The sequence below is a fragment of the Gillisella terrae genome, assembly GCF_004801395.1.
Classification (GTDB): domain Bacteria; phylum Pseudomonadota; class Alphaproteobacteria; order Rhizobiales; family Rhizobiaceae; genus Allorhizobium; species Allorhizobium terrae.
The window spans coordinates 527,738-547,492 of sequence record NZ_SSOA01000002.1 but is presented as its reverse complement, the minus strand read 5'-3'; the positions used below and the strand labels follow the sequence as shown (position 1 = coordinate 547,492).

The window sequence follows — 19,755 nt, the reverse complement described above, 5'->3', positions numbered from 1 at the left end:
GCCTACGCAAGTGGGGCCGTTTATTGAGGGCTTTTGGGGTTCATTTTGCCCGCCATGGCATGAGCGCGGTCGCGATGCAAGCGTTAGCGCAGGAAACCCCCGCTTTTTCGTCGTATTCCCGCTATAAATTGATTTGGCTGACATTTGCGAGGCCTTGCATCTTGACCCCTGGCAGATCTCCACCCTATCTCATTTTCACAATCAATCATTTGAAGTCAGCCTCAGAAGCAGGGATGAAGGATAACACGATGAATACACGTGTCAGTGGCTCTGTTTTGTGGCGTCAGGTGCTTTTTGGTCTGGGAACTCTGGCCGTTGTTGTCATTTTTCTGCTGACCTTCAGCTCCATCCTGCTGCCCTTTGTGGCGGGCATGGCGCTGGCCTATTTTCTCGATCCTGTGGCGGATCGTCTGGAGCGTTTTGGCCTGTCACGCTTGATGGCAACAAGCCTGATCCTGATCTCCTTTGTGGTGGTCTTTGCCGTGGCGCTGGTGATCGTCATTCCCATTCTGGTCAACCAGCTCAATGACTTCATCAACAAACTGCCCGATTATGTCACGCAATTGCAGCAGGCGATTGCCAGATCCAATGCATCATGGATTCCCAATTGGCTGGAAAGCCAGATCAGCAGCCAGATGGCGACGATCAAGGATAATTTTTCCAAATATCTCGCCGAAGGGGCGGGCTTTATTGGCACGCTGTTGTCTCAGCTGTGGAATTCCGGCAAGGCGCTGTTGGACATTCTCTCGCTTTTGGTGGTGACGCCGGTTGTTGCTTTTTATCTGCTGCTCGATTGGGACCGGATGATTGCGCGGTTGGACAGCCTTGTTCCGCGCAATCAAGTGGGGGCTGTGCGGGAAATTGCCACCGAGATGAACCGCACCATTGCCGGTTTTGTGCGCGGCCAAGGTTCGCTTTGCCTGATCCTTGGCATTTATTATGCGGTGGGTCTGTCGTTGATCGGGCTGAATTTTGGCCTGTTGATCGGCTTTTTCACCGGCATGATCAGCTTTATCCCCTATGTCGGCTCAACAGTTGGGCTGATCCTGGCAATCGGCATGGCGCTGGTGCAATTTTGGCCCGATTATATATGGGTGATTATCACCGCCGTGATTTTCTTCACCGGGCAGTTCCTTGAAGGCAATGTGCTTCAGCCGAAGCTGGTGGGGCAAAGTGTTGGCCTGCATCCCGTCTGGCTGATGTTTGCACTGTTTGCTTTTGGTGTGCTCTTCGGTTTTCTGGGGGTACTGGTGGCAGTTCCCTGTGCAGCAGCCGTTGGTGTGCTTGTTCGTTTCGCTGTCCGGCGGTATCTTAACAGCGACCTGTACTATGGAGAACCGGCAAGCGTGATAGATGATCAAAGCCCACCATCTATTCCAGAGGCTTCCTCTCCTGCAATTTCAGAGATGTAAATGACGGATAGTATCAAGGTGGCAGGGCGTCGCAAATCCGGCGAGCAGCTGCCACTCGTCTTCAACCATCATTCGGCCTCCAGCCGGGATGATCTTCTGGTGTCCGACCGCTTGGCGGCGGCTGTTGCCATTGTGGACGCATGGCCCCATTGGCCAGCCCCTGTGGTGATTTTGACCGGGCCGCAAGGCTCTGGAAAATCGCATCTGGCCGAAATCTGGCGTCAGCAAAGCGGAGCCAGGGATATTCTGCCCACAACCGGCAGCGATGCCTCTGTGGTGGCAGGTCTTGGCCCTGTGTTGTTTGAAGATGCCGACCGGGCGGGTTTTGATGAGGTGGAGCTTTTCCACGTCATCAACAGCGTCAAACAGAATGGCCAAAGCCTGTTGATGACCTCGCGCAGCTGGCCGCTGTCTTGGAATGTGCAGCTGCCCGATCTGCGTTCACGCCTGAAAGCCGCAACCCTTGTGGAAATTGGCGAGCCGGATGAGATATTGCTGTCACAGGTTATCGTCAAACTGTTCGCAGATCGGCAATTGGCCATTGATGAGCGGATTGTCGATTATATTGTACAGCGGATGGAGCGATCTTTGGCCACCGCGCAGGAGGTGGTGGAGCAGTTGGATCAGTTGGCGCTTGCGCGCCGATCAAAGATCTCGCGCACCTTGGCGGCAGAAGTGCTGGATGCGTTGGCAAGTGCAAGAGGTTAGCGCTTTGAAAAGACGGTTGCGTCGGTGTTTGCTCAATTGAGCAATGCCAATTTTAGCCACTGTCACAGTCGCGTCGTCATATTGTTATAAATCGCCGGAAGGCGTTGAAAATAAAGGCGGGAAATTATGGAATCGGTGACATTGGATGAGAACGTAACCTTGGCGGGAGAGGAAATCGCCCGTGAAGATCTGATGACCAGCCCGCACCGTTTCATCAACCGTGAATTCTCCTGGCTTCAATTTAATCGCCGTGTTTTGGAGGAAACGCTCAATACCGCCCATCCGCTGTTGGAGCGTGTTCGCTTTCTGTCGATTTCGGCGGCCAATCTGGATGAGTTTTTCATGGTGCGCGTGGCGGGCCTCGAAGGTCAGGTGCGTCAGGGCATCATGATCAAAAGCCCCGATGGCCGTACCCCCGCCGAGCAATTGGAAGATATTCTCAAAGAAATCGACAATTTGCAGATGGAGCAGCAGGCATCCTTGGCCGTGTTGCAGCAATATCTCGCCAAGGAAGAGATTTTGATTGTGCGCGCCGCCGCTCTTTCAGACGAAGATCGCAAATGGCTTGAGAGTGAGTTCGAACAGTCGATTTTCCCGGTTCTGACGCCGCTGTCGATTGATCCGGCCCATCCGTTTCCGTTCATTCCCAATCTCGGCTTTTCCATGGGCTTGCAGCTGAAAAGCCTGCGCGGAAATGAGCCAATGACGGCGCTTTTGCGCTTGCCGCCTGCGCTGGATCGCTTTGTGCGCCTGCCCGATGACAACACCACCATTCGCTACATCACCCTTGAAGACGTGGTGGGCCTGTTCATTCACAGGCTCTATCCCGGCTATGAAGTGAAAGGCTACGGCACATTCCGCATCATTCGCGATAGCGATCTGGAAGTGGAAGAAGAGGCCGAAGATCTGGTACGGTTCTTCGAGACAGCCTTGAAACGCCGCCGTCGCGGCTCGGTGATCCGTATTGAGACCGACTCGGAGATGCCGGTGGCGTTGCGCCAGTTCGTGGTCGAGCAGCTTGGTGTGCCGGATAACCGTGTGGCGGTTTTGCCGGGTCTTCTGGCGCTCAACACCATGTCGGAAATCACCAAGGCCCCGCGCGATGATCTGCGGTTTGAGCCTTATAATGCCCGATTTCCCGAGCGCGTGCGCGAGCATGCCGGTGATTGCCTCGCCGCCATCCGCGAAAAGGATATGGTGGTTCACCATCCCTATGAAAGCTTTGACGTGGTGGTGCAGTTCCTTATTCAGGCGGCCCGCGACCCTGACGTGCTTGCCATCAAGCAGACGCTCTATCGTACCTCGAACAATAGCCCGATTGTTCGGGCGCTGATTGACGCGGCGGATGCTGGCAAATCGGTGACGGCGCTGGTGGAGCTGAAAGCCCGCTTTGATGAAGAAGCCAATATTCGTTGGGCGCGCGACTTGGAGCGCGCCGGTGTACAGGTGGTGTTTGGCTTTATCGAGCTGAAGACGCACGCGAAAATGTCGATGGTGGTGCGCCGTGAAGACGGCAAGCTTCGCACCTACTGCCACCTCGGCACCGGCAATTATCACCCCATCACCGCCAAGATTTACACCGACCTGTCGTTCTTTACCTGCAATCCGAAGATTGCCCATGACATGGCAAATGTGTTCAACTTCATCACCGGCTATGGTGAGCCGGAAGAAAACATGAAACTGGCGGTGTCGCCCTACACCATGCGTTCGCGCATTCTCAAGCATATCGAAGAAGAAACGGCGGCGGCCAAGGCGGGCAAGCCTGCGGGTATTTGGATGAAGATGAACTCGCTGGTGGACCCGGAAATCATTGATGCGCTTTACCGGGCAAGTAGCGCGGGCGTGGAAGTGGATCTGGTTATTCGCGGCATTTGCTGCCTGCGTCCGCAAGTGCCGGGTCTCTCCGATAATATCCGGGTGAAGTCCATCATTGGCCGTTTTCTGGAGCACAGTCGCATTTTCTGCTTTGGCAATGGCCATCGCCTGCCATCAGAACATGCGCTGGTCTATATTGGTTCTGCCGACATGATGCCGCGCAATCTTGATCGCCGCGTCGAAACGCTGGTGCCTTTGGTCAACCCCACTGTGCATGAGCAGGTTCTATCGCAGATTATGCTGGGCAATCTGATTGACAACCAGCAGAGCTACGAGATATTGCCCGATGGAACGTCACGGCGTATTGATGTGCGTGAAGGGGAAGAGCCTTTCAACGCACAGCACTATTTCATGACCAATCCAAGCCTATCCGGGCGTGGTGAGTCCTTGAAGTCAAGTGCGCCAAAATTGATTGCTGGGGTTGTTTCCGGCCGCAAAAGCTAAACTGGATCTGCATGACTCAATCAGAAGCTCAGGGGCGGTTGCCCGGTATTGCCCCTGTTTCCGTCGTTGATATTGGCTCAAATTCAATCCGTCTGGTGATCTACGAAGGTCTGTCGCGCGCGCCAGCCATTCTCTTCAATGAGAAAGTGCTTTGCGGGCTTGGCAAAGGTCTGGCCATGACCGGCAGTATGGATCACGAAGGGGTTGAGCGCGCGCTTGCTGCCCTTCGGCGTTTTCATGCATTGTCCCTTCAGGCGCGGGCCGTATCCATGCATGTTTTGGCAACGGCTGCCGCCCGTGAAGCCGCCAACGGACCCGCATTTATCGCTGAAGCTGAACGCATTCTCGATCACAAGATCGAGGTGTTGTCGGGCGAGCAGGAAGCGCTCTATTCGGCGCTTGGCATTGTCAGCGGTTTTCACGATCCTGATGGTATTGCCGGTGATCTTGGCGGTGGTTCGCTGGAGCTGGTGGACATCAAGGGCAAAGACGTCGGCACCGGCATGACCTTGCCGCTCGGCGGATTGCGTCTTTCTGAATTGTCGGAAGGCTCGCTGGAAAAAGCTCGTGCTTTTACCCGCAAGCAGATTAAATCAGCAGCCCTTTTGAAAAAAGGGCAGGGGCGCACATTTTACGCCGTTGGTGGCACCTGGCGCAATATTGCCAAACTGCATATGGAAATCCGCGATTATCCCTTGCATATGATGCAGGGTTATGAGGTGGAAACCACCGAGATGATGCAGTTTCTGGATGAGATCATCTCCGGCAATTGCGCAAAATTGCCAGCCTGGCAAAGGGTGTCTAAAAACCGTCGCGCGCTTATTCCTTATGGGGCAGTAGCGCTGCGCGAAGTGTTGGAGGTCATGCGCCCCAGCCGCATTTGCTTCTCGGCCCAAGGGGTGCGCGAAGGCTATCTCTATTCCATGCTCTCCAAGGAGGATCAAAATCTTGATCCACTGGTGGAAGCGGCAGACGAGCTGGCCATTTTGCGCGCCCGCTCTCCTGAACATGCCCGCGAGCTGGCACGCTGGACCGGCAAGATGATGCCGTTTTTTGATGTGGTTGAGACGGAAGAAGAAGCGCGTTATCGTCAGGCGGCCTGCTTGCTGGCCGATATCAGCTGGCGCGCCCATCCCGATTATCGTGGACCACAGGCGCTGAACCTGATTGCCCATTCGTCTTTTGTTGGCATTACCCATCCCGGCCGCGCCTTCATTGCGCTCAGCAATTACTACCGCTTTGAAGGTCTGCATGATGATGGCCAGACCGGACCGCTGGCGGCCATTGCCACGCAAAGATTGCTGGATCGGGCCAAGCTTCTGGGTGGTCTTTTGCGGGTCGTCTATCTGTTTTCGGCGTCCATGCCCGGTGTTGTCGATCACCTGGGTTTTGAGCGTTCAAACCGCACCGATCTTGATCTGGAATTTGTGGTGCCAAAACAATTTCACGATTTTATCGGTGAGCGACTGGATGGGCGTTTGCAGCAATTGTCAAAGCTGACCGGCAAGCGCCTTGCCTTCCGGTTTGAAGAATAGTCACGGTTTTTGCGGGTTAAGCTTTCCGTCGGCAAGAGCACGGCGGAAAGCATCCAGCGTTTCGACGCTGACATAGTGCTCAATACCTTCGGCATCAATGCGCGCGGTCTTTTCGCACACACCAAGCATTTTCAAAAAATCCTCAACGGTTTCATGGCGCTCGCGGCTTTCCGCCGCCAGCTTGTGTCCGGCGTCGGTGAGAAAAACCCCGCGATAGGGCTTGCGCGAGATCAGCCCGCTCTCTGTCAGCCGCGCCAGCATTTTGGCAACCGTGGGCTGGGCAACACCGAGTCGTTGGGCAATATCCACCTGCCGCGCCTCATGCCCTTCGGCAATCAGATCGGAGATAAGCTCCACATAGTCTTCCACCAGCGCCGTGCGGCGGGCTTCGCGCACCTGCTTGAAGCCTTCTGAATGATCATCGGCATCGGGCAGTGGTGCTGTACGGCGCTTATGCTGAGGTGTGCGAGTCAAATGGGGTTCCCTTGCTTTTTTCGAAGTTTATCAAGCCCTTTTCAGGATGAACAGGCCGATTTCACACTGTCCCTGCGTTATTGCACCGCCATATAAAGCCAAGGCAATGGAATATAGCCTATTGCATATTGTTGAAAACCGGCGCAGATTGTTGCGAATTAATCGCAATAAAAAATCTGAGCGTGGTGAGAATGTCAAAGATTGAGCGAGAGCTTGTGGCTGCAACGACGCAAAGCCCTGAGTGGAAATTCTCAAAAGGTGAGGCGGATAGCCCCAGCCTGTCCGAAGTCCATGCCTCTGTTTTTGTGCCCAAGGCTGGCTCATGGTTTCGCAAACTGATGGCCTTCGCAGGCCCCGGTTATATGATTTCTGTCGGCTATATGGACCCCGGCAACTGGGCAACCGACATCGCGGGTGGTTCGCAATTTGGCTACACGCTGCTCTGCGTCATCATGATTTCCAATCTGATGGCCATTCTGTTGCAAGCGCTGTCAGCCCGGCTTGGTATTGCCACGGGGCGCGATCTGGCGCAGGCCTGCCGCGATCATTATTCGCCACCGGTGCGCATTGCGCTTTGGCTGGCCTGTGAATTGGCCATCATTGCCTGTGACCTTGCCGAAGTGATTGGCACGGCCATTGCGCTTCAGCTGTTGTTTGGCATCCCTTTGATTGGTGGTGCGCTGATTACGGCCCTTGATACCGTGCTTTTGCTGTTGTTGATGAACAAGGGTTTCCGGTTTCTTGAAGCCTTCGTCATCTCCATGCTCACCATTATTTCTCTGTGTTTTCTGGTCGAGATTGCTGTGGCGCAGCCGCCCATCGCCGCCGTCTTGGGCGGATTTATCCCCACAACCGAGGTGGTGACCAATCCGGCCATGCTCTATGTCGCCATTGGCATTATCGGTGCCACTGTCATGCCGCATAATCTCTATCTGCACTCGTCCATTGTGCAGACCCGCGCCTATGAGCGCAATGAAGTCGGCAAGCGCGACGCCATCAAATGGGCCACGGTGGATAGCACGATTGCCCTGATGCTGGCTCTGTTCGTCAATGCCGCCATTCTCATTCTGGCTGCCTCGGTGTTTCATGCCTCTGGCCGCACCGATGTCGCCGAGATCGAGCAAGCTCATGAATTGTTGGCCCCGCTTTTGGGCTTTGGCTTTGCCTCCACTTTGTTTGCCGTGGCGCTTTTGGCATCGGGCATCAACTCGACGGTTACCGCCACATTGGCAGGCCAGATCGTCATGGAAGGATTCTTGCGTCTTCGGATTCCCAATTGGGTACGGCGACTGATCACCCGCTGCATCGCCATTGTGCCTGTTGTTGTTGTTACGTGGATTTACGGCAATAAGGGTACGGCCGAACTGCTGGTGCTTAGTCAGGTGGTGCTTTCCATGCAGCTACCCTTCGCCGTCATCCCGTTGGTGCAATTCGTCAGTGACAAGCGCAAGATGGGCGCTTTTGTTATCGCACCATGGGTCAAGGTTCTGGCCTGGCTGATCGCCACAATCATTCTGGTGCTGAACTTCAAGCTGCTGTGGGATACGTTTCAAGGCTTTGCATGACGGTTGATCGGCATCGGGTGTGCGTTTTCATGCCCGATGCTGTTGAAAGAGCGACAGCCATTGGCCCGGTGCCAGCCCATAGGTTGACTTGAAGTGTCGCGTAAAATGCGGCTGATCGGCAAAGCCCGACGAAAAAGCGACCTCTGCCAGGCTGATATTGCCTTGCATAAGCAGGCTGCGGGCATGCTGAAGCCTGCGCATGATTTGAAAGCGATGCGGGCTTGTGCCCATATAGCGGCGAAAATGCCGCGACAATGCGAAGCGATCCATCCCGCTGATGGCCTCCAGCTGGCTTGAGGAAACGCTCTCGCTGATATTGTCGTGGAGGAATTCAGCAACGCGGCGCACGGCTGCGGCATCAATCAAGCTGTTCGATTGCGTTTTGGCTCCGCTGTTGCGATAAAGTCCCGCTGCGAGGCGCATTTGCAGATCGTCCATTTCAAGGTCTTCGGGCGAGGCCGAGAGATCGTGAAGCGCCTCATAGAGCGCTGCCGCCAAAGCCTGATCACGAATGACCGGTGCGCGCACGAAGGGCAGGGCCTGTCCGTGACGTTCTGCCGCCTCATGAATCAGCTGCGGCGGCAGATAGAGCATGCGATAGATCAGGCCCGCCTCGGTGCCAGCCGCCCCGTCATGCAGCTCATCAGGGTGCAGGATAATGATATTGCCAGCGGCGCTAAAGCGCTGTTCTCCACGATAATGAAATGTCTGGATACCCGACAGGGTGAGCCCAAGCGCATAGGTATCATGGCGGTGAGGCGCAAACATCGTGCCAGTAAATCGAGCTTCTATGCGCTCGATGCCGCGAACGCTGGTTCCGGTTTGAAACCGGTTTTCGGGTGGCTTGCACAAACGTTCAAGACCGGGCTGCGCGGCAGTCGCTAAGACCTTGGCATGATTAAGACCTTGATTGGAGTTGCCCATGCATGATGCCGTTGTTTTTGACAGTAAGTTCGTGATTGTTCTGCGCGATGATATTCTATTTTGGCAAAAATTGAACGTCACCGCTTTTTTGACCAGCGGCATCGTTGGCGCAACCCCCAATCTGATCGGCGAGACCTATCGCGATGCGGCCGAAAACAGCTATCTTCCGCTTTGTGTGCAGCCGATTGTGGTGTTGTCGGCCGATCTTGAAACGTTGAGAACCATTCTCAAACGCGCCTTGCAACGTGAGGTGAGCGCCTCTCTCTATATCGAAGAGATGTTTGCCACCGGGCATGATGCCGCCAATCGCGCAGTCTTTGCCCAGTATGATCCAGACACCGCCAATATTGTCGGCATTGCCTTGCGCACCGATAAGAAAATTGCCGACAAGATCACCAAGGGAGCGAAAATGCACCCTTGAGCGGTCAGGTCGTCAACGCCAGCACCGCAAAACTTGCCAGCCAATGCTCACCCATATAATCGCCTGCCACATGGGTAAGGCCAGCCTCCAGATGGGTGCTGGCGGCCTGCTGCATGAGGCGGCGGCGCAGGTCTGGTTCCGGCAAGGCGTTTGCGAGGGCCGCAAAGCACCAGGCGCGGCTGAGGTTCAAGCCATCCAGATGGGCAATCTTGCCGTCGCTGCGGTCTGATACGCTGGCAGGCTGCATCAAATGGTCGAGTTCGGCTATGCCAAGGGAAGGCATGAAGTTTGAAAACCATGGCTCAAATGCATCGGATGGCATGAGCCTGCGCATGCATTCTGCTTCCATCAGGCTGGAGGATAGAAATTCATCGCCGGACGGTTCGCCCCAGGCTGTGCAATCGCGGTCTGCCCCATACCAGCGGCTGGCTGTGGTTTGCAGCAAGGTGAGGAGATCTGCATCGTCGCTGCTTGAAGCATAATCTGCGGCAAGGCGAAGGGCAAAAGCGGTGTTATAGTGGGTGCCCACCCGCACCGGATAGGTCGCAAGCGGCAAGAAGGCCTGAAAGCGCGCTTTAATACGCTCGGTTAGCGGTGCCAGCGCCTCGCTCCAGGCTGGTGTTTCATGATCGATCAATTCGGCCGCCAGTTTCAACAGCCATCCCCAGCCGTAAGGGCGCTCATAGCCGCGCGCGCTTGGCCTGTCGAAGTAAGCGCATTCGCTCGCGATTTTATCCGGCACCAGCATATCATCAAACAATTGGCGAATGGAGGCGGCGGCAGGCATATCGGGATGGAGCCGCAGCAGACGCGCCAGCATCCAATAGCCATGCACGCAGGAATGCCAGTCAAAACTGCCGTAAAACACCGGATGCAGCGACGAGGGACGAACACCGTCTTCCACCCCCTCAAACACATGCATGATGTGGTTGGGAAATTCTTGGCGCACATGCCCAAGAGCGATGTTCGCAAAGCGCTGGGCGGTATCCTGATCAAGCATCGGCATTATCGGCTCCTTGCGTCCCAATCAATGTGATCGCCCCAATCGGCACGGCGGGCAGCCTTGAACAGATCACCATCGCGGCGGCTGATGGTGGTTTCTTCCACACGACCATCGGTGCGACAGAGTTTTAGGCGTGCCATGCCGCTGGCAAGGCGGGGCGGCGAAAGAACCCGCGCACCGGAAAGCTCAACCGGCTGGCGCGAGGCCGCGATAAAGATGTATTTTTCATCTTCCCATGGCACATCGCCATGCTTGACCTGTTTGTGCACTTTTGAACGTGCCACCCGGCGGGAAAAATGACACCAATCCGGGCTGACAATCGGACAGTCCTGTTGGTGGGGGCAGGGCGCAATCAGATGGGCACCAGCCGCAAGCAACGCCTGCCTTGCGGTTACAATCCGCTGCCAACCCGCAGGCGTGCCCGGCTCGATGATGATGATGGTGCCTGCCGTCATGGCCCAGAGCTTTTGGGTGATGTTGGCCACGGCATCAATGGGCAATTCATCCAGCACATAGGCCAGTGTCACAAGATCGGCAGGCGCAAAGTCTGGCATTTGCTTGACAATATCGCCCGCCTGCCACTGACAGTCGATTGAGAGCGCTTTTGCCAGCTCTTGCCCAACACTGCGAATGGCAGGGCTTGCCTCTACCAAGGTGGCCTTTTCCAAATCCGGCCAGCAGTCGCTTGCCGCCCAAAGCGCGGTGCCGGGGCCAGCACCCAGATCAATCAGGCTGTTTGGTGTGAAATCGGATGCGATTTCGGCAACACTTTCCATGGCGGAACGCACGGCGGCAAAGGTGGCTGGCAGGCGTGCGGCCAGGTAAGCCTTGGCCGCCAGATCATCGCTCAAATGCAAGGTGCCATCGCGCACTTCGCCCCTGTAGCGCTTGGAAAGCCGCTCTTGCGCTTTCATCAACGGGGCAAGCGGCTGGTTTTCCAGCATACGATCAACGGCAGTTCTCAGAAGGGCTGGCAATTCCACGGGCAAAAATCCGGTTGGGTCGAGAGAGTGGCAGCGTTACAGATGTTCTTGTGCTTTGACGAGTGCGTCCCACTCCGGTTTCAGCAAGGACATCTGCATCAGATCGCCGCGCGTGCCGTCTAGCTTTCTATAGGCGTGGCGCAAAACGCCTTCGTGTTGAAAGCCGAGTTTGGTATAAAGGGCGCGCGCCCGCAGGTTTTCCGGCAGATGGGTGAGCCAGATGCGCTGCGCCCCGGTCTCTGAAAAAGCCCAGTTCAGCGCCAGCCGCAACATCGCAGTTCCGACACCCTGATCGGGCGAGGCCACAATAACCCGTTTGATATAGATGTTGTTGTGCACATCATCGAGCGTTCGAAAGAAAACGAATCCCAGCCCGATTCCATCATCATTCACGGCAATCTGATAGGCGGCGGTGTTATCTGCAAGATTGGCAATATGCTCCTGCTCGGTAAAGCGTCCCACCAGCCGGTCATAGCCCGGCTGGCGCTCCGTTGACATCAGAAAGGGGATGTCAGCAATGCTGGCTTGGCGAAGCCGCATTGCCCTTACTCGGCTGAAAAATCAAAGGCTTCGATTTTCTTGCCTACAAAGCGCAGCGCCATGCCACCATTGATAAGCTTGAGCGCTGCATTGCCAAACAGGTCGCGGCGCCAGCCCTGCAGAGCCTGAACATCCGCATTTTCACCGTCGACCGCGATTTTTTCCAGATCATCGGTATTGGCAATCATCTTGGCGGCAACGCCGTGCTTTTCGCAGGTCAGACGCAGCAGGACTTTCAAAAGCTCCACGGCAGAGGCCGAGCCTTCCGGCATGTGATTCTGGCGTTGCAGCTGCGGCCAATCGGCTTTTGGAATGGCCAGCGCCGCGTTGACGGCGTCAATAATGGCGGTGCCAGCGCTGGAGCGCTCCCAACCCTTGGGAATGGTGCGTAAGCGGCCAAGCGCTTCGCTGTCCTTGGGCTGTTGCTGGGCGATTTCAAAAATCGCATCATCCTTCAGCACCCGTGAGCGTGGCACATTGCGAGAGCGCGCTTCACGCTCGCGCCACGCTGCCACATTCTTCATCACCATCAGTTCCTGCGGCTTTTTCAAGCGCATTTTCAGGCGCTGCCAGGCATCATCCGGGTGGAGATCATAGGTGCTGCGGGATTCCAGCACGGCCATTTCTTCGGCAAGCCATGTGGCGCGGCCCTCGCGCTCCAGCTCAGACTTCAGCTTGAGATAGACATCGCGCAGATGGGTGACATCGGCCAAGGCGTAATCGAGTTGCTTTTCGGTCAGCGGGCGGCGGCTCCAGTCGGTAAAGCGCGAGCTTTTGTCGATGTGGATATTTTTGACCTTCTGCACCAATTGGTCATAGGAAACGCTATCGCCGAAGCCACAGACCATGGCTGCGACTTGCGTATCAAAAATCGGTTGCGGAATGAGGTTGCCAAGGTGGAAGATGATTTCAATATCCTGCCGGGCGGCATGAAACACCTTGGTTACAGCGGTGTTTGCCATCAGCTCAAACAGCGGAGCCAGGTCAATGCCCTCGGCCAGCGGGTCGACAATCACCTCAAGGTCCGGGCTTGCCATCTGCACAAGGCACAGTTCTGGCCAAAATGTCGTCTCACGCAGAAACTCGGTATCTATGGTAATAAATTCAGATTTCGCCAGTGTCTTGCAGGCAGCTTCCAAATCTTGCGTTGTAACAATCATTTCGCACCGGAATTTTTCGTCATAATTCTATCTTTCCTCCCCGCTTGCGCCTTGCTTGTCAAGTTGATCACTGCATTTGAAAGGCCTGCCAGCAAAAACTCCCCTAAAAATACGTGAATGTGGCATTTTCGCCGAAAGAAAATCAAGATTCATCCTGCATCGTTGCAGATGCATTCCACGCCATCCGATGTTCCGTGGGGGGAAGATGCACAGGTCAGCTTACGCGGACATAGGCGGTCATGCCGGTTTTCTGATGCTCGATAATGTGGCAGTGGATCAGCCAGTCGCCCGGGTTGTCGGCCACCAGAGCCAGCTGCACTTTTTCATCCGGCAAGACCAGATAGGTGTCGGAGATCAGCGGATCGACTGTGCGGCTCGATGAGGCAATAGCTTTGAAATTCATACCGTGCAGGTGAATGGGGTGGGCCTGCGGTGTGCTGTTTTCCAGCTCGATAATATAGCTCTTGCCCAGCTTCATCTCTGCCAACGGTGCGGTTGGGTCGGGGTTGTCGCCCGTCCATGGCTTTTTATTGATGGCCCAGAACGAATAGCCCAGCGAGCCGCAGATTGAGGGACGTGCGGCGTCTTCGGCTGTGGCACTCAACACCAGCGGAATCCGCTCGGCATTTTTCAAATCCGGCATCTGGAAAGGATTGGGCGCAAGCGGCGCAACATCGGCCAGCGAGCGCTTGAGCGATGGGCCGGTGGCGCGGAAACTGGCGATCACCTTCGGGGTGCTGGGCCGCACGTCAATCAGCCTTGCTTCCTGTCCTTCGCCTTCCGGCATTTTCAAGATCAGATCAATACGCTGGCCGGGGGCAACAACGGCCATATCAAGCTTGCGAATATCGGGCAGGGGCTGGCCATCAAGCGCAATGATCACAGCTTCTGCCCCCTCCAGCCGCATGTTGTAAATGCGCGTGACATCGGTATCGGCCATGCGGATGCGCACCAGCCCGCCGCTTGGCGCATCATAGCGCGGCTCTAGCTGCCAATTGGCGGTGCGCACGGTACCATAGGTGCCAGCGCGGGCCGCATCACGCGGCTTGAACAGGGCAATGAACTGGCCGTCACTTCCAAGCCGAAAATCGCGCAGGTTCAGGTCGATCTCGGCGTCAAACACCGGATCATTCGGATCTTCGACAATCAGCATTCCCGTCATGCCGGTGGAAATCTGATCCATGGTGTTGCAATGGGGATGATACCAGAACGTGCCCGCATCGGGCGGCGTAAAGGCATAATCGAAGCTGTCGCCCTGATAGACATAGGGCTGGGTGAGAAACGGCACCCCATCCATTTTGTTGGGAATGCGCAAACCATGCCAATGGATGGTGGTGGCGTCATCGAGATGATTGATCAGCTTGGCGGCAAAAGGCGTATCGCGCTTCATGCGGATAGCAGGCGGCATGGGGCCTTTGGAACCGGCAATAGCGTAGGTCGCCATCTTCTTTGTTTCATGCGCACCATCAATCATCGCCGAGGTAAACTTTGCCTCAATGGATAGAGGGTCAGGCTGGGCCGCATGCAGCAATTTCGATGCGCCCAGGCCAATCCCATAGAGCCCCGCAACAGCAGAGGTTTTCAGCAGTGTGCGGCGGGAAAGGGCGACCATGGGATGCTCCGGTATCGGAAGAAAGACAGGTCGCTTTTAAAGTTGATTTCTTTCGTCAGCAATAGCGTTCTGGCGTGACAGGCTCGTTGCACCGATCACTTTTTATCCTTTGGCTTTTCCGGTGTCGGCGGGGCGGCCAGCTTGGTGAAATAGGTGGATGTGCGCAGCAGCGAGCGAAAGCGATAGCGCCTCTCTTCGGTTGGCACGGCTTCACGCACCCGCATGCGTAACGTGGTGTAGATGATGAACAGGCCAAGCACGGCCACCGTATAGGTAAACAGCGCCCGTGGACCGAGGTGATCCAGAAGGACTGAGGCAAACATCGGTCCGACCACAGCACCGCAGGACCAGAAAAACAGCGTTCCAGCCGACACCAGCGCATGCTGGCCCGGTGCCGCGTGGTCATTGGCATGCGCCGAGCACAGCGAATAGAGCGGCATGGCAAAGGCCCCGAAGAAGAAAATGCCGATGAAATTGAGCAACTCGCTGGAGCCTGCCACAAAAGAGAGAAACAACCCGCTGATAGCGGCACCAATGGCGGCAATGAGAATGATGGTGCGCCGGTCCAGCTTGTCGGAATAATGGCCGAGTGGATATTGCAACACCACGCCTGCAAAAATGCCAATGCTCATAAAGGTGGCAATCGCCGTGACCGACATGCCAATGCCTTCCGCATAAATCGGCCCCAGAGAGCGAAAGGTGGAATTGGTCAAGCCCACCACAATGCAGCCAATGGTGGCCAGCGGCGAGATGTGCCACAGCGCCTTCACATTAAACTGCACATGTTTGGGCGGCTCCGGGCTGGTGCGATCGGCAAAGGAGATCGGCACCAGCGAGAGTGAGAGCGCCATGGCAATGATGGCGAAGAGATCAAAGCCGCCCAGCCCCACCAGCGGAATGGTATATTGCGCGATGGTGCCAGCACCAAGATCAACAAAGCGGTAGATCGATAGGGTGCGCGCGCGGTTTTCATTGGTGACGCGGGCATTCAGCCAGCTTTCGACTGTGGCAAACAGGCCCGCAAAGCAAAGGCCTTGGGCCAGCCGCAAACAAAACCATGCCGCCGGATGAATCACCAGCAACATGGCAAGCGAAGCAACGGATGCAATGGCTGCCAGACCGGCAAAGGCGCGAATGTGGCCCACCTGACGGATCAGGCGCGTGACATAAATGCAGCCGATGGCAAAGCCAATATTATAGCCTGCGCCAACCACACCGATCATGGTGGTGGAAAAGCCCTCCTGTAGCGCGCGCAAGGAAATGAATGTGCCTTGCAAGCCGTTACCGCCAATCAGAATACCAGCCGTGACGAGCAAAGGGATGAGTGGGCGAATGTCTCTCATGGCGATGTGATCTCAAAAAGCGCGGCTTGATAAAGCAAGGTGTCAGGAATTGAGTCGCGCAGGTGCAGGATAAGTCTTGTAGACCCGCACGGGCTGCTGATATAGCGGGAATATCGCGGGAAGATGCGTTCAGCCTTGACAAATCAGGCAGGCCATGCGCTTTTCCGCCCGATTTTCCTCCGCCAGCATATGGCACGTTTCGCGTGTTTGCTTGGCGATAGATACGTCCAGGATACATTAAAATGCATCGTTACCGCAGCCACACCTGTGCCGCTCTCCGCAAGTCCGATGTTGGTGCCACCGTGCGCCTGTCCGGCTGGGTCCATCGCGTACGCGACCACGGCGGCGTTTTGTTCATCGACCTCCGCGACCATTATGGCATTACCCAGGTGGTAGCCGACCCCGATAGCCCGGCCTTCAAGCTGGCCGAGACTGTGCGCGGCGAATGGGTGATCCGCATCGACGGCGTGGTCAAGGCCCGCACCGATGAGACCGTCAACAAGGCCATGCCTACCGGTGAAATCGAGCTCTATGCGCAGGAAATTGAAGTTCTGGCCGTGGCCAAGGAATTGCCGCTGCCGGTGTTTGGTGAGCCGGAATATCCGGAAGATGTGCGCCTGAAGTATCGCTTCATCGACCTGCGCCGCGAAACCCTGCACAAGAACATCGTCAAGCGCACCCAGATCATTTCGGCCATGCGCTCCGGCATGGCAGAGCTTGGCTTTGCCGAATATACCACGCCAATCCTGACGGCCTCTTCGCCAGAAGGTGCGCGCGACTTTTTGGTTCCAAGCCGCATCCACGAAGGCCAGTTCTTCGCCCTGCCGCAGGCTCCGCAGCAGTATAAGCAGCTTTTGATGGTGGCCGGTTTTGACCGCTACTTCCAGATTGCCCCTTGCTTCCGCGATGAAGACCCGCGCGCTGACCGTCTGCCCGGCGAGTTCTACCAGCTCGACGTGGAAATGAGCTTCGTGACTCAGGAAGATGTCTGGACCACCATGGAACCAATGATGACCAAGGTGTTCGAGCAGTTTGCCGATGGCAAGCCTGTGACGAAGCAATGGCCACGCATTCCATATGATGAAGCCATTCGCAAATACGGCTCCGACAAGCCAGACCTGCGCAACCCGATTGTCATGCAGGCTGTGACCGAGCATTTCCGCGGCTCCGGCTTCAAGATTTTCGCGAGCATGATCGAATCCAACCCCAAGGTTGAAGTTTGGGCCATTCCGGTCAAGCATACCGACGCAACTGGCCCGATTGGCCGCGCCGTCTGCGACCGCATGAACGCTTGGGCGCAGTCCACTGGCCAGCCGGGCCTTGGCTATATCTTCTGGAAGGACGAAGACGGCAAGGTTGGCGGCTCCGGCCCACTGGCCAAGAACATTGGCGAAGAACGCACAGCGGCCATCGCCGCCCAACTCGGCCTTGATGCAGGTGACGCTTGCTTCTTCGTGGCGGGTGATCCGGCCAAGTTCTACAAGTTCGCTGGCGAAGCCCGCACCCGTGCAGGTGAAGAGCTAAACCTGATCGACCGCGACCGGTTCGAGATGTGCTGGATTGTCGACTTCCCGTTCTATGAATGGAGCGAGGAAGAAAAGAAGATCGATTTCGCCCACAACCCGTTCTCCATGCCACAGGGCGGAGAGGCGGCCTTTGATACGCAAGACCCGCTGACACTCAAGGCCTACCAGTATGACGCCGTGTGCAACGGCTTTGAAATCGCCTCTGGCTCGATCCGTAACCAGTCACCGGAACTGATGGTCAAGGCGTTTGAAAAGGTTGGCCTGAGCCAGACTGACGTGGAAGAGCGCTTCGGCGGCCTCTACCGCGCCTTCCAGTATGGCGCACCTCCGCACGGCGGCTGTGCATTCGGTATCGACCGCGTGGTCATGCTGCTGGTGGGTGCCAAGAACCTGCGCGAAATCTCGCTGTTCCCGATGAACCAGCAGGCGCAGGACTTGTTGATGAATGCTCCTGCTCCGGCAACACCAACGCAGCTGCGCGAACTGGCGCTGCGGGTTGTGCCAACGCCGAAGAAAGACTGATGCTAAATTCAGCATCGCTGTGAATGAAATGCCGTGGTTCGCCACGGCATTTTTTTGTTCGCAGCTATAAAAAAGCCGCCCGAAGGCGGCTCAGACTGCTCCCAAACCTTGAATTTATCCTCGACGTCATGCTCGGCCTTGTGCCGAGCATCTAACCACGTTCATTTCGCCATAAAAGCCAATGGCTTAGTTGGCCGAGGCAGATCCTCGGGACAGGCCCGAGGATGACGAAACGTTGAGCGAGAGGCTTTTCGACAAGCTGAGCCGCCCGAAGGCGGCTTGATCAATTGCAAATGAGAAATGATTTTCTCTCAATCGTTCGACGTCACCGTCACACCCAGCACCTTGGGCAGGGTCTCAGGCGCGCCCATGGCCGCACCGATGATCATCGGGAAGGGAACCGGGTTTTCTGGTTCAGCCGTGATGGTGAAGCTCTTCGGGTTGTCGATATAGGCATTGACCGCGGCTGAGACGCTGTTTTGCAGGGCACCCAGCTTGGCTTGCGCCAGCATCAGCGGTGTCATAGCCTTGACCATCTGGCCCATGTCCTTGGCTGAAACGCTTTGCTTCTTGCCGGCATACTCGAGCGCACGAGCGGTCAGTCCTGCATCCTCAAAGCGAATGTCAGCACTCAGGAATGACATTTGCTGCAAAAGGCCCAGTGTGGCAATGCCAGCGGCTTGCTGCGCCTGCGGGTCTGCCGAATTGACTTTGGATGCAGCGGCGGCTTCCTGAAGCTGTTTCATCAGGTCCATCGTATAGCCGGACAGGCTGAAAGAAATGTCGAGCTTGCCGACATTCTTGAAGTCCAGCGCATATTCTTCCACGTCGATCGTGCCGGATTGCAGCTCCCAACTGCCCTTCATGGTCATTTTGCCATCAAGGTTTGACAGGCCAAGCGCGTCAATGGTCTCTTTGCTGTTGGGATCTTCCACCGAGGACAGATCAAGCTTGAGGCCATTGACCGCGGCATCAAAGGAAAGGCTGGCACCATCATCCTCAATTGCCGATGTGGCTTCGATTTCGCTGATCGATACGAGTTCTTTGCCGCCTTCCTTGATGGCGATCGGGCCGCTATGGGCCTTTTCGTAAAACAGCATTGAGGAGAGGTCGTTGGTGCCGGTTTTTCCGGGCACGGTTACGCCGGAAAGATAAAGATCAGTCGCGGTGATGGCGGATTTTTCGCTGGTGATATTGATCGGCTGAAAATCAACCCGGTCAATTTCGTAGGAACCGTCATCCATGGCGGCAACGCCGGTCAGGGTGACATTGCCAACCGGCACAGGGGTTTTGTCCTTGCTGTCTTCGGGCGTGAAATTCGCGTCTTTCAGCACGACGGTGTCGCCGTTGACATCCACGCCGCTGGCGTTGATGACCACACCGCTTGGTGCATAGGCAGCGTTGATTTTCTTGAGAAGGTCCTGACCGTCCAGCGCGAAAGCCGCATGAGGCAGGATGGCGATGGCCGCGCTGGTGAAGAGAAGGCTGCTCATGAGGCGTTTAGCGGATTTATGCATCGTCATAATAGTTTCCCTTAAAAACAAACGGGTAGCGCATCGCATAGGTCGGTATTTCTTTATAATGGAGGACGCTAAACCACAAAGGCCTTTTATCGGGGCTTGTGTATTATTCTTGTTTGTCCGCCTCCCTATTGCCTCGGTAATCCACAGCTGCATCCCCCGGAATCCTTGCTGTTCAAGCCTTTCTC

General features: G+C 56.0%; 16 protein-coding genes. 7 read left to right on the top strand and 9 right to left on the bottom strand.

Annotated elements, in window-relative coordinates; translation table 11 throughout:
- Positions 1 to 248: 248 nt before the first annotated feature.
- The 4 genes from E6C51_RS06315 to ppx all read left to right on the top strand — a co-directional run bounded on the left by E6C51_RS06315 (position 249) and on the right by ppx (position 5,974).
- On the top strand, positions 249 to 1,412 hold the full coding sequence (locus E6C51_RS06315; protein ID WP_190235364.1) for an AI-2E family transporter: 1,164 nt from the start codon (positions 249 to 251) through the stop codon (positions 1,410 to 1,412).
- On the top strand, positions 1,413 to 2,120 hold the full coding sequence (hdaA, locus tag E6C51_RS06310) for a DnaA regulatory inactivator HdaA (protein ID WP_190235363.1): 708 nt from the start codon (positions 1,413 to 1,415) through the stop codon (positions 2,118 to 2,120).
- 126 nt (positions 2,121 to 2,246) lie between these two features.
- A complete protein-coding gene (locus E6C51_RS06305) occupies positions 2,247 to 4,439 on the top strand; it encodes an RNA degradosome polyphosphate kinase (protein ID WP_190235362.1) in 2,193 nt (730 codons plus the stop codon).
- An 11-nt stretch (positions 4,440 to 4,450) separates the two neighbouring features.
- Positions 4,451 to 5,974 carry an exopolyphosphatase gene (gene ppx, locus E6C51_RS06300; RefSeq protein ID WP_190235361.1) on the top strand — a complete coding sequence of 508 codons (1,524 nt, stop codon included), beginning with the start codon at positions 4,451 to 4,453 and terminating at the stop codon, positions 5,972 to 5,974.
- Here the strand turns inward: ppx and mntR are convergent, their stop codons facing one another.
- Positions 5,975 to 6,448, bottom strand: a complete 474-nt coding sequence (gene mntR, locus E6C51_RS06295) for a manganese-binding transcriptional regulator MntR (RefSeq protein WP_146928681.1) — start codon at positions 6,446 to 6,448, stop codon at positions 5,975 to 5,977.
- Between the two features lie 191 nt (positions 6,449 to 6,639).
- On the opposite strand from mntR, the gene E6C51_RS06290 reads away from it, so the two are divergent.
- Positions 6,640 to 8,013, top strand: coding sequence for an Nramp family divalent metal transporter (locus E6C51_RS06290; protein WP_190235360.1), 1,374 nt, complete (start codon positions 6,640 to 6,642; stop codon positions 8,011 to 8,013).
- Between the two features lie 27 nt (positions 8,014 to 8,040).
- Here the strand turns inward: E6C51_RS06290 and E6C51_RS06285 are convergent, their stop codons facing one another.
- Complete coding sequence (locus E6C51_RS06285) at positions 8,041 to 8,937, bottom strand: AraC family transcriptional regulator (RefSeq protein ID WP_190235359.1); 897 nt, start codon at positions 8,935 to 8,937, stop codon at positions 8,041 to 8,043.
- Here E6C51_RS06285 and E6C51_RS06280 point away from each other — a divergent pair.
- A complete protein-coding gene (locus tag E6C51_RS06280; RefSeq protein ID WP_190235358.1) occupies positions 8,936 to 9,358 on the top strand; it encodes a DUF2000 family protein in 423 nt (140 codons plus the stop codon). The two genes, E6C51_RS06285 and E6C51_RS06280, sit on opposite strands and share 2 nt — an antisense overlap.
- A gap of 4 nt (positions 9,359 to 9,362) precedes the next feature.
- Here E6C51_RS06280 and E6C51_RS06275 read toward each other — a convergent pair whose 3' ends face one another.
- The 6 genes from E6C51_RS06275 to E6C51_RS06250 all read right to left on the bottom strand — a co-directional run bounded on the left by E6C51_RS06275 (position 9,363) and on the right by E6C51_RS06250 (position 15,999).
- The gene (locus E6C51_RS06275; RefSeq protein ID WP_210234988.1) at positions 9,363 to 10,364 is read right to left on the bottom strand and encodes a DUF2891 domain-containing protein; all 1,002 of its coding nucleotides are present in this window, start codon (positions 10,362 to 10,364) and stop codon (positions 9,363 to 9,365) included.
- Positions 10,364 to 11,344: a small ribosomal subunit Rsm22 family protein gene (locus tag E6C51_RS06270; protein WP_190235357.1), complete on the bottom strand. Its 981-nt coding sequence runs from the start codon at positions 11,342 to 11,344 to the stop codon at positions 10,364 to 10,366. The genes E6C51_RS06275 and E6C51_RS06270 overlap by 1 nt, the downstream gene beginning before the upstream one ends.
- Positions 11,345 to 11,380: 36 nt before the next feature.
- The gene (locus E6C51_RS06265) at positions 11,381 to 11,884 is read right to left on the bottom strand and encodes a GNAT family N-acetyltransferase (RefSeq protein WP_190235356.1); all 504 of its coding nucleotides are present in this window, start codon (positions 11,882 to 11,884) and stop codon (positions 11,381 to 11,383) included.
- Positions 11,885 to 11,889: 5 nt separating this feature from the next.
- Positions 11,890 to 13,044 carry a ribonuclease D gene (gene rnd / locus E6C51_RS06260; protein WP_190235355.1) on the bottom strand — a complete coding sequence of 385 codons (1,155 nt, stop codon included), beginning with the start codon at positions 13,042 to 13,044 and terminating at the stop codon, positions 11,890 to 11,892.
- A 214-nt stretch (positions 13,045 to 13,258) separates the two neighbouring features.
- Positions 13,259 to 14,656, bottom strand: a complete 1,398-nt coding sequence (locus tag E6C51_RS06255; RefSeq protein ID WP_190235354.1) for a multicopper oxidase family protein — start codon at positions 14,654 to 14,656, stop codon at positions 13,259 to 13,261.
- A 95-nt stretch (positions 14,657 to 14,751) separates the two neighbouring features.
- Positions 14,752 to 15,999 (bottom strand): MFS transporter, encoded by a 1,248-nt coding sequence (locus E6C51_RS06250; RefSeq protein WP_146928705.1) that lies wholly within the window; start codon positions 15,997 to 15,999, stop codon positions 14,752 to 14,754.
- A 242-nt stretch (positions 16,000 to 16,241) separates the two neighbouring features.
- Between E6C51_RS06250 and aspS the strand changes: the two genes are divergently transcribed.
- A complete protein-coding gene (aspS, locus tag E6C51_RS06245) occupies positions 16,242 to 18,047 on the top strand; it encodes an aspartate--tRNA ligase (RefSeq protein WP_190235353.1) in 1,806 nt (601 codons plus the stop codon).
- A gap of 311 nt (positions 18,048 to 18,358) precedes the next feature.
- On the opposite strand, the gene E6C51_RS06240 is transcribed toward aspS, so the two are convergent.
- A complete protein-coding gene (locus tag E6C51_RS06240) occupies positions 18,359 to 19,570 on the bottom strand; it encodes a hypothetical protein (RefSeq protein ID WP_190235352.1) in 1,212 nt (403 codons plus the stop codon).
- Positions 19,571 to 19,755: the final 185 nt, after the last annotated feature.